Consider the following 9880-nt stretch of genomic DNA (forward strand, 5'->3'; position numbering starts at 1 on the left):
TCTTATATCTCCTAGTTTACCTAATGCATCTGCTGATGTTATTCGCACATCTATGTCTGAATCTTCTAAGGCTTCAATCAGGGGTTCAACTGCTTTTTTATCTCCTATTTCACCCAATGCTTTTGCTGCATTAAATTGCACTTCTTTGTCTGAATCTGCTAAGCATTTAATAAGTGGTTCGACTGCTCTTGTATCCCCTATTTTACCTAAAAAATCTGCTACATTTCTTCGTAACCAGATATTTGAATTTTTTAAGGCGTGAATCAGTGGGTTGACTGCTCTTGTATCGTCTAATTTACCTAATGCTTCTGCTGATGTTGTTCGTACATCTTTGTCTGAATCTGCTAAGCATTTAATAAGTGGTTCGACTGCTCTTGTATCGTCTAATTTACCTAATGCTTCTGCTGATGTTGTTCGCACATCTTTGTCTGAATCTTCTAAGGCTTTAATCAGTGGTTCGACTGCTCTTGTATCATCTAGTTTACCTAATGCTTCTGCTGATGTTGTTCGCACATCTTTGTCTAAATCTTCTAAGGCTTCAATCAGTGGTTCCACTGCTCTTGTATCTCCTATTTTACCCAATGCCTCCGCTACTTTTCTTCGCACCCATTCGTCTGAATCTTCTAAGGCTTCAATCAGTGGTTCGACTGCTCTTGTATCCCCTATTTTCCCTAAAGGCTCTGCTGCATTTCTTCGCACCCAGATATTTGGATCTTTAAAGACTTCAATCAGTGACTCGACTGTAGCAATTCCCATTGAAAAAATTTCTTCAAAATCATTTGTATAAAGAAATGAAATGATTTTTGCTCTTGTATCATCTAGTTTACCTAATGCTTCTGCTGCTTCTTTTCGCACCCATTGGTCTGAATTTTCTAAGGCTTCAATCAGTGGTTCGACTGCTCTTTTATCTCCTATTTCACCCAAAGCTTTTGCTGATCTCCTTTGCACATAAAAATTTGAATCTTTTAAGGCCTGAATCAGTGGTTCGACTGCAGTAATTCCCATCGAAAGAATTGCTTTTAAATCATTTATATAAAGAAAAGAAAAGATTTTTGCTCTTGTATCATCTAGTTTACCTAATGCTTCTGCTGCTTCTTTTCGCACCCATTGGTCTGAATCTTTTAAGGCTTTAATCAGCGGTTCGACTGCTCTTGTATCCCCTATTTTACCTAAAAAATCTGCTACATTTCTTCGTACCCAGATATTTGAATTTTTTAAGGCTTTAATCAGTGGTTCGACTGTTCTTGCATCCTTAATTTTACCTAATGCTTCTGCTGCTTCTTTTCGCACCCATTCGTCTGAATCTTTTAAGGCTTTAATCAGCGGTTCGACTGTTCTTGTATCCTCTATTTTACTTAATGCTTCTGCTGCTTCTTTTCGCACCCATTCGTCTGAATCTTTTAAGGCTTTAATCAGCGGTTCGACCGCTCTTTTATCTCCTATTTTACCTAAAGATTCTGCTGCTTCTTTTCGCACCCATTCGTCTGAATCTTTTAAGGCTTGAATCAATGGTTCGACTGCTCTTGTATCCCCTATTTTACCCAATGCTTCTGCTGCTTCATTTTGCACCCATATATTTGAGTCTTTTAATGTTTGAATCAAGGGTTCAACTGCTTTTATATCTCCTAGTTTACCTAAAGACTCTGCTGCTTTATTTCGCACCCATTCGTCTGAATCTTTTAAGGCTTCAATCAGTGGTTCGACTGCTCTTGTATCCCCCATTTTCCCTAATGCTTCTGCTGCTTCTTTTCGCACCCATTTGTCTGAATCTTTTAAGGCTTCAATCAGTGGTTCGACTGTTCTTGTATCTTCTTTTTCAGGCAAATTCATTTTTACTTCAAATCGAATATAGGAATTTTTTATACTTTTCAATTAATTGAATGATTTTTAAAATTTGAGGTTTGTTTTAATTTTTTAATTTTATTATCCATTCGTAAATTTCTCTCAACATATCAATCCGACTGTTCACTATGCATATTAATTTTCTAGATAAACGATATACTTTCACTCAAAAATGCTTGGTTAAAGATTTCCATAAAGTTTAAGTTACACCTCTGTATTGAATAATTATGACAACTCGCCTTAAAATGCCAGTTACAAAAAAATATCATGATTTTGTAATAGAATCTGATGATGATGAACAGATTGTGCTTAAATCAATTCAAATATGCCGTAAATTTTACAAATATCACTTGATTGAGGAAGATAGGACAAAAAAACGAGTATCACACCGCATAAAAAGTTATCAATGTCAAAATCATGAGTGTTCTTTCCTAAATAATGCAAAATAAGAGAATAATTTAATGTTTATTCAAATATATTCATCAAAAGAGATATTCAGTTATATTCTCAAGAAATTATGGCAAAATTGGTTTTTTCTCAAGGTAAATTGACTGATATTGTAAAATAATATTCAATTTCTTCCATTTTAATGACTTATCTGATAAAGAAATTCCAAGATGTACTGGCCATACTAAAATATACTTTAAACTTAGTTGATCAACTCAATATAATTAATATTATTTGCAAGATCAAAAAAACAGAAAAGATCAAACAAAAGATTCGTGCTTTCATTATTTTTCTTAATAATCCTTTAGTATTATCTTGTTTAACTTTTAATCATAATTTTCAATTAAATTTCTTGAATACAATGAAACGTAAATCTCTGATATAAAAATTCATGGTGTGAGAAAAACATGTGAAAAAGATTAAAAAAGTGATGTGAATTAATAGATTCTTCATTTAGATAATTCATCAGAATTCTAATATTAAATTAAATTTTAGAACAAATTGAGTGTATTCTATTTTTTTAAATTTTAGTCAAATCTAAAATCTTGTGAAAATTGTGCCGACAAAATATTCGCATATATCATTCTTTTTTATGTCGAACTTTTCAACCAGTTAGTCAGGATTTTATAATTGTTACTCTCTGCTAACCGCGGAATCATTTCACGCCAATAGATTTGCTTAGAATTTTCAAATGCTGTTTGTTTCATCAATAAATCTGGACGTCCCACTTTATAGGTTGTAAGGGCTTTAAGGAGTTCTAAAATGTAAATAAAGGCACGATTTTTGATGGCAGATTCAATACCATGTGTATTTAACCTTGAAGTGTAATAATAGGTGTTATTGTAAGAATTTCCTTGTTCAATCATAGGACGAAATTCATAAATTTTAAGATAATATTCATTAGTCCATCCTTTTGGAATATATTTCTTATTGAAATAATATCCTTTCTTTAATTCCTTCACAGGTTGATTCTTTATCCTTTTTCGTGAACGAATTATTAGAAGAATCCTTTTGCAACGAATATATTCTAAATTCTCCTTTGAATAATGTCCTGAATCAGCAATTACTATATCCCATTGATATTTAGTCGTTTTCAAAAAAGCGCTTATTGTTTCTCGAAATGCTTTGCTGTAGCTTCTATTTCTTGGAAACATTTTGAAAAATATTGAAAACCACCAATCTTTGCAATACGCATTTATAAATCCTGGATCATATCCAACTTCTTTCTTTTTTCTATTATGTCTGCAATATCTTGCATCAGAATCCCCATATTTTTTTGTATCTTTTTTTCGATTATTATTTCTGTTTGCATGTATAAATTGGCAGTCCCAAATTAAAATTCGGCGAATAAATAATCCATAACTAACACACTCATCAACTAACTGCTGAAAATAAGTATAAACATCTTCAGCAGGAAGTCTTTTGAGAACGTAACTCAAATCTGTTGCGGAAGGGAGATTCCATGAATGAACTGGAAGCCCATAAACAGGAAGATTTGGAGTAAACCGATAAATTTTTCAATTCCTCTGAAATCTTTGAATCCTAAATTCAACTATAAAAACTTAAAAATTAAGATATTCTTGATAAATAATTTCTTAAAAAGGACTCCCAAATCTTCCAACCGCTCTTGTAAGTCATCAAAGTATGTAAGACTATTAAACTCAAAAAGATTTTCAAAAGCACCATCATATTTTGGCAAGAAATGAATCATGTTCCATTCTAATTTAGAAATATTATTTTCAGCAAAATCAGAATATTGCACATAATTTATTCGTGGAAAGCGATATAAGTATTTTCCCGTAAGCATTGGCTCCCATTGAATAAAATCATGTAGTTTCACTTGTGATTTCGGAATTATTCTTTGCGTTTTCGCCTTTTTGCGTTTGTGAACATACAACCATTTAATTTTTTTCAGGCGTTCCTATAATCTTTAGGGACCTTCATGTCGTATTTATCAAGTTTTTTCTTGCCAATAAAGTTGTCTAGCCGTGTTTGATAAATATTGGCTCTTTTTCCGTAATAAATATGAATCAACTTCAATCTCCCATAATAATTTCTAATTAAGTTTAATGAATTATCAAATAAATATATTAAGTATAATGATTTCACTCTAAATTAAGATTAGACAGAAATCTGGGTAAAATGGACTTATTAATCTTCAAGAAGTCAATATTTTCAACTTTTGGCAAATCTTCTAAGATGTTTTAAAGAAATATGTTTAAAATTAACGAAATCATCGACATAAAAAAAACTCAGTATAGAAGATGTTTTAATCGATTAAAATTTGTTGGAATTCGAAATTCCACAGAAATTTAAAAAAATAGAATACACTCAATTATTCAATTTTACTTTTTTAATAGTTTCATAGGATTGGAAAATATTTTCCACCAATCTCCTGTATTAATAGCAAAAAAAAACTTAGTGTGGATAAGTTTAGGGAAATAAATTACATATTTTAAATTTTTCAAGACTTATACAAATTCTTTTCTTTTATTTGCTTGACTTTATTTCCATCACAGATAATTCCATAACAAATTGTTGCAAGTTATTACAATAGATTTTCTCGATGATTTAGAAGAAACTATCAAAATATTTGCTGATTTTGTCTTTTTCATTATTCTTACCTAAAATAGTTTGTATGATCTTTATAAGGTACACAAATAAAAATTCTAATAGTAAAGCGTATTTTACTACCTATATCATGTGATGAGTGATATCTATTCTCCACTCACAAACCGGATTTGAGGTGTCGAAAAATAACCGCAGAATCAAAATCGAATAATTTATCTTCGAAATTTTTTCATACTCGGGAATTTTTTCCTATTGAAGTAAATTTTGGCGATAAAGAAATTATTAAAATAACCAAGCGCCCGCGCAAAACTACCACTGAAATTGTTGATATTTATGCAAACGGCTATCATATTGGCATGTTTGTTGGAATTGAACGGGTGGGAAATGAATTAAAATTCGGGCCTACAGGATTAAATAAATCTCACATTTTTCGAAATATTCTCGATTATGTTTTTGTTCGTTTATTAGAATATTTTGGATTGACTGGTGTGACTCAAATTAATATTGATATTCCTGAGGATACTGAATTCAAGTCATTTCTGTTGCAATTGGGATTTATTCCTAAAGATAATCAACTTATCCTGGAATTGACCGAAGAAAATTTAAAACAATTGATGAATTCTCTTGAAAAACATCCTGTTGAAATAAAATCTCAAGTTGGACAGTTTCAAAATGTAATTTCTTTTAATTTTGATGATCCTGATGAAAAATCTGTATTAAAAATGGTTGATCATATTGTAGAGAAAATTAAAAACATGGATCCTATTGGGAAAGAATTCTGGGATAACAGAAAAGTTATGCAGTTAAATTATTATCTTACTATGGCAGTTTTAAATAGGAATCAAATCATTCCTAATGAATTTCTGGAAACAAGTTTGAAAACTATTATTGCATCACTTGATACTTTCAATCGAGAAGCCTATTTAGAAGAATTATTTGTTGCTTTAGATGGTGGTAAACCATTTAGTATGGATTATATTCAGAATATTCTTAATAAATTGCAAGAATTAGTTCCTGATGAAATAAAAGCATTGAATAAGGATCATCTACGAGATTGGGTTCAAAAAAACATGCCTGCTTGGATCTTAAGTGATGAGATTGAAAATAAAGCACGTGAAGAATTGAAAGCTAAATCTCGTCTACGATTTGAAGATTTCGGGTCATCAATAAAAGATAGCATGAAAGATGTTATATCTGCCTTAATCGATCATTACAATGGAGAAAGAATTTTCTTTGGAATGAATAATCGATTTTAAAAAAAAAAATAAAATCTATAAAAATAAACAAGAATAAAATTTGGTGAAAATTATGGTAGAAGCATATACTCAAACTTGTGTGCGCATCAATTTAACCACGGGTGAAATTAGAAAAGAAACCTTAAGCCAAGATTTCTGTAAACAGTACATTGGTGGCTACGGGTTTGTTACAAAAATATTATGGGATGAATGCCCGAAAGGCGCAGATCCATTTGATCCTCGAAATCCATTTGTAATGGCAATTGGACCATTTCCAGGAACAATTGTACCCACTTCATCCAAATATTGTGTAGGTGCAAAATCTCCCTTAACAAAACGAATTGGATTTGCGATCAGTTCAGGATCATGTGGTGCGCAAATGCGAAGGGCAGGAATTGATTTGATTATTCTTACTGGCAAAGCTCCCGAACCTGTCTTTATTTTCTTCGATGATGATGCCGTTAATATCATACCGTGTAAAGATACTCTTTGGGGAAAAGATATCTGGACTGTTGAAGAAGAAATTCGCAATATGTTTGGTGATCATCGCATTTCTGTTATGGGTATTGGCCAAGCAGGAGAAAATTTAGCAAAATTAGCTTGTATTACTAATGATAGAGCTCGACAAGCAGGAAGAACAGGATTAGGTGCTGTTATGGGCTCAAAAAATGTTAAAGCAATGGCCTTTCGAGGAACTAAAGCCATTAAAGTGGCAAAACCGAAAGAATTTATGGAAAAAGCAAAAGAATTAATCCAATTAGCAAATGGAAAAGACACACTAAAATATCGTGATTTAGGCACACCAATAAATGTTATGAAATTCAATGATCTCGGTGTTTTACCTGTAAAAAACTTTCAAACAGGTTATTGGGATAAAGCAGATGCGATTTCTGGAGAAACTATGGATGAAAAATGGGTTGTAAAAAAGACTGGATGCAGTCAATGTCCAATTGCTTGTGATCATTTATGTGCGACTAAACCGGATGATCCGGATTATCCAAACGTCGTTTCAAGTGTAGATTATGAAAGTATTTATGCTCTCGGTTCTGTCTGCTTAATCGATCATTTTCCCGCTATTATTAAAATGGTTGAAATGTGTGATAAGTACGGAATTGATACCATGACAGGGGGTACAACTTTAGGATTTGCTATTGAAGCTTATGAAAAAGGATATATAACTAAAGAAATGCTCGGAGATAATCCTGTTTATAAAAATGGTCTTCAATGGGGAGATTATAAGGCGGTTGTTCAACTTATTGAAGATATATGCTTCCGATCAACTCCAGCTGGAGATCTTTTAGCGGATGGTTCACATGATGCTGCTAAAAAGTTGGGAGGGGATGCTTGGAAATTCTCATGTGAAATAAAAGGAATGGGTATTCCAGGTTATGAATTAAAAGGATTAACTACTGCATCTATTGGGTTTGCTGTCTCACTAAGAGGTGCGTGCCATCTCCGAAATGGTTCTTATGGTTATGATATGAAAAAGAAGTTTGATCGAAAGAAATACGATGAACTTGACAAAAGAGGTCAAGCTTTAGCTGGGCAAGATGCATTTATGGCAGTGATTGATTCACTAGTTGTGTGCAAATTTACGCGAGGAATTTATCATCGTGGATTACCAGAAATTGCTGAAGTATATGAAATGGTGACAGGCATTCCTATGACAGGAGAAGAAATCGAAACTGCAGGTCATAGAATTCACGATTTAGCAAAATGTTTCAATATTCGGGAATGTCAAGCCGAAGGAGTTGAACCTATGAGTGAAGATTCGCTTCCATGGCGAAATTTCCATGAACCTAACCTCGATGGACCTACTAAAGGATGGTACAATGATGAAAAAGGATTTTGGGAAGGAATCAAACAATATTATCTTGCACGTGGCTGGGACGAACGCGGTTACCCGAAAGAAGAAACCCTCAAAGCTCGAGGCTTAGATTTTGTGATAGGGAAAATTTAGGTGATGATTATGGCAACAAAAGCAAATAAAGTTTCAGAAACAGAAAAAAATCCAAGCACAGATACTGCAGCAATTGTTCATCGGATTTTAGTAGTCGATCCTGCCCGATGTACAGGTTGCGAGATTTGCGAATCCGTTTGTGGAATGGTTCACGACGATGTTTTTAATCCGATGAATTCACGAATCCATCGAGTCCGAATCGAACCTATAATCAATTCCAGTATAAGCTGTGTTTCGTGTTATGATCCTGATTGTGTAAAAGCTTGTCCTCTTAGTGCTATCACAAAAAATTTAGAAACTGGTATTTTGGAAGTAGATCAAAGTAAGTGTGATGGTTGCGGTGCTTGTGTGCGTTCATGTCCATTTGGAGCCATTACTGTTCATACTAAGAACAAAAAGGCGATAATGTGTGACATGTGCATCAGCACATCGTTTGGAGAGCCTCAGTGTGTTGAATATTGTCCAAAAGGTGCAATCTTCATCGAGGAAATAGATCCAGAACTGAATGAAGATCGAATGGAGACAATCCGCAAAATTCTGGAACGTGGGTTTCCCCAACCACCTGAGGGTGAAATTTTAAACTAATTCGCACTAAAAGTAGTTTGAAGTATTTGAAGTATGTCTTTTTTTTTTCTTCTTGTATAGAATAATAGTATGGCTTTAATGTGTTAAGATTCATTAAGCGTATTTTGATATAATTTAATTTATATATTTCCAAATATTAGTCAATTGACTATTTCTACTTTTTGAAAAATTATCATCAATGTATTTAAATCTATGAAAATTAATGCCATTAATAAAATTTTCAGACTCTTTTTTTTCAAAATTTAATCTATAACCGATAAGGTTTCCATTTGGCAATGTTGTATTTTCCATGTTTATTCCATTTGTTTTTAAAGTTGAGGCAGAAATAAAAACGAAGAAGAGAATTATTGTAATATCTATTTTTCTTCTTGAAATATTTGTTTTTTTTTCATTTATAAATTTTAGTGTTCTCTTCTAGCTAAAAATGGTTTTTGTTCAGAAAAAAGTTGGTTAACATTCTGTGAGAATATAAGGTTATTCATTGATTTTAATTCAATAAGAAATAACTATAAAAGTGATCACATCGATATATAGATCTAGGATAATGGCATCAAAATCAATTTCAATCACAGAAGATGTATATATTCTTTTAAAAAAATTTCAGTTAAAAGGCGAGAGTTTTTCTCAAACCATACTTCGACTAATAAATCGGCAAGAAAATATATTAAAACTAGCTGGAGCGTGGAGTAAAATACCTGATAATAAAGAAGCAATAGATTTTGTAGAGAAAATAGTTGAAAAAACAAGAAATCAACCAAATGATCCGATTAATATGATTTAAAATATTGAATTTAGTGTAGAAAAGTGGCGATATTGATTGATTCTAACATAATTATTGGATTTTTAAGAGGGGAATCATCGATTGTTGATTTTATAAGAAAAATTGTAAAAGAAAACAACCCGATCTTTATCAGTTCTATATCTGTCTATGAAGTATATTTAGGAATTATCGCAAATCTCTATTTAAAAAAAGGACGTCCTCATTTAGTAGATCAGTTTCTTGATGATTATAATCAACTATTACAAGCATGTACTGTATTAGAATTTTCAAAAGAAGCAGCTGAAAAGGGAGCAACAATTTATGCACAAGCTCAAGGTAAAGGATTAACAATTAAGCAAAATGATTGTTTGATTGCTGGATCTGCATTATCTATGGGGATTTCGAGAATTATTACTCGGGACAAACAAGATTTTGAAAAAATAAAAAGTATTGCTGGAATTGACTTTTCTTCGTTTTAAC

Annotated in this window: 10 protein-coding genes; 6 read left to right on the forward strand and 4 right to left on the reverse strand. The window is 32.2% G+C overall.

Going from position 1 to position 9880, the window contains the following annotated elements; genetic code table 11:
* The coding region (locus ACXLDF_RS17125) for a HEAT repeat domain-containing protein (RefSeq protein ID WP_457559777.1) at positions 1-1872 on the reverse strand (1872 nt) is incomplete at its 3' end.
* 197 nt (positions 1873-2069) lie between these two features.
* Here ACXLDF_RS17125 and ACXLDF_RS17130 point away from each other — a divergent pair.
* The gene (locus tag ACXLDF_RS17130) at positions 2070-2291 is read left to right on the forward strand and encodes a hypothetical protein (protein WP_457559778.1); all 222 of its coding nucleotides are present in this window, start codon (positions 2070-2072) and stop codon (positions 2289-2291) included.
* Between the two features lie 588 nt (positions 2292-2879).
* Here the strand turns inward: ACXLDF_RS17130 and ACXLDF_RS17135 are convergent.
* Complete coding sequence (locus ACXLDF_RS17135) at positions 2880-3728, reverse strand: transposase (RefSeq protein WP_457559779.1); 849 nt, start codon at positions 3726-3728, stop codon at positions 2880-2882.
* Positions 3729-3841: 113 nt separating this feature from the next.
* The gene (locus ACXLDF_RS17140; RefSeq protein ID WP_457559780.1) at positions 3842-4129 is read right to left on the reverse strand and encodes a hypothetical protein; all 288 of its coding nucleotides are present in this window, start codon (positions 4127-4129) and stop codon (positions 3842-3844) included.
* Positions 4130-5030: 901 nt separating this feature from the next.
* Here ACXLDF_RS17140 and ACXLDF_RS17145 point away from each other — a divergent pair.
* From ACXLDF_RS17145 to ACXLDF_RS17155, 3 genes are read left to right on the forward strand one after another with little or no spacing between them, the layout of a single operon-like run.
* Positions 5031-6116 carry a hypothetical protein gene (locus tag ACXLDF_RS17145; RefSeq protein ID WP_457559781.1) on the forward strand — a complete coding sequence of 362 codons (1086 nt, stop codon included), beginning with the start codon at positions 5031-5033 and terminating at the stop codon, positions 6114-6116.
* 52 nt (positions 6117-6168) lie between these two features.
* Positions 6169-8055 (forward strand): aldehyde ferredoxin oxidoreductase family protein, encoded by a 1887-nt coding sequence (locus ACXLDF_RS17150; RefSeq protein ID WP_457559782.1) that lies wholly within the window; start codon positions 6169-6171, stop codon positions 8053-8055.
* A 9-nt stretch (positions 8056-8064) separates the two neighbouring features.
* Positions 8065-8640 carry a 4Fe-4S dicluster domain-containing protein gene (locus ACXLDF_RS17155; RefSeq protein WP_457559783.1) on the forward strand — a complete coding sequence of 192 codons (576 nt, stop codon included), beginning with the start codon at positions 8065-8067 and terminating at the stop codon, positions 8638-8640.
* A 114-nt stretch (positions 8641-8754) separates the two neighbouring features.
* Here the strand turns inward: ACXLDF_RS17155 and ACXLDF_RS17160 are convergent, their stop codons facing one another.
* On the reverse strand, positions 8755-8931 hold the full coding sequence (locus ACXLDF_RS17160; RefSeq protein ID WP_457559784.1) for a hypothetical protein: 177 nt from the start codon (positions 8929-8931) through the stop codon (positions 8755-8757).
* Positions 8932-9184: 253 nt separating this feature from the next.
* Between ACXLDF_RS17160 and ACXLDF_RS17165 the strand changes: the two genes are divergently transcribed.
* On the forward strand, positions 9185-9421 hold the full coding sequence (locus tag ACXLDF_RS17165; protein WP_457559785.1) for an antitoxin VapB family protein: 237 nt from the start codon (positions 9185-9187) through the stop codon (positions 9419-9421).
* A 32-nt stretch (positions 9422-9453) separates the two neighbouring features.
* Entirely contained in the window at positions 9454-9879 is a 426-nt protein-coding gene (locus ACXLDF_RS17170; protein ID WP_457559786.1) for a type II toxin-antitoxin system VapC family toxin, read from the forward strand.
* Position 9880 lies beyond the last annotated feature (1 nt).

This window comes from Candidatus Harpocratesius sp. (assembly GCF_054039255.1).

Bases quoted from the DNA above. Each gene is read 5' to 3' on its own strand.
- ACXLDF_RS17130 (WP_457559778.1), top strand. From the start codon at position 2,070: ATGACAACTCGCCTTAAAATGCCAGTTACAAAAAAATATCATGATTTT.
- ACXLDF_RS17150 (WP_457559782.1), top strand. From the start codon at position 6,169: ATGGTAGAAGCATATACTCAAACTTGTGTGCGCATCAATTTAACCACG.
- ACXLDF_RS17155 (WP_457559783.1), top strand. From the start codon at position 8,065: ATGGCAACAAAAGCAAATAAAGTTTCAGAAACAGAAAAAAATCCAAGC.
- ACXLDF_RS17160 (WP_457559784.1), bottom strand. From the start codon at position 8,931: ATGGAAAATACAACATTGCCAAATGGAAACCTTATCGGTTATAGATTA.
- ACXLDF_RS17165 (WP_457559785.1), top strand. From the start codon at position 9,185: ATGGCATCAAAATCAATTTCAATCACAGAAGATGTATATATTCTTTTA.